The 639-nt window shown below is 65.9% G+C and carries 1 protein-coding gene; it reads left to right on the forward strand.

Annotated features, from left to right (window positions below; all coding sequences use genetic code 11):
• On the forward strand, window positions 1-576 hold a 576-nt coding region (locus AC097L_RS25375), incomplete at its 5' end, for a PP2C family protein-serine/threonine phosphatase (protein WP_479589474.1).
• Between the last annotated feature and the right edge of the window lie 63 nt (window positions 577-639).

Consider the following 639-nt stretch of genomic DNA (forward strand, 5'->3'; position numbering starts at 1 on the left):
GCCACCTGGGTGCACTGCGGCGATTCGCGTCTGTACGTGGTGCGCGACGGCGCGCTGCTGACCCGCACGCGCGACCATTCCTATGCCGAGCAGCACCGTGCCGAGGGCGGGCCGCAGTTGCCCCATCTGGTGAACCGCAACGTGCTCTACACCTGCCTGGGATCGCCGGTCAAACCCCAGTTCGACATCACCGGCCCGGTGGCGCTGCACCAGGGCGACAAAATCATGCTGTGCTCCGACGGCCTGTGGGACAACCTGGACGATGCCACCATCGTGCGCGGCCTGGCCAGCGCCCCGGTGTCGCAGGCCGTGCCCGACCTGGTGGAGCAGGCGCTGCGCAAGGGCGGTGCCCGCAGCGACAATGTCACCGTGCTGGCCATCGAATGGGAAACCCCGGACATGTTCGAGTCCACCCGGGGCATCTCCACCGACACGATCCAGCCGGGTGTGTTTGCCTCGTCCATCCAGCCGCACGGGCCCGAAAGCCTGATCGACGACCTGGACGATGCCGCCATCGAGCGGTCCATCGCCGAGATCAACGAAGCCATCCGCAAAGCCGCTGCGAAGCGAGCCTGAGTTCCCCCACGCCGAAACAGCGGGGTGTTTGTATGTTTTTGAAACCCACACCATGACCGAATT

It is taken from the genome of Rhodoferax sp. RT5P35 (assembly GCF_056521385.1).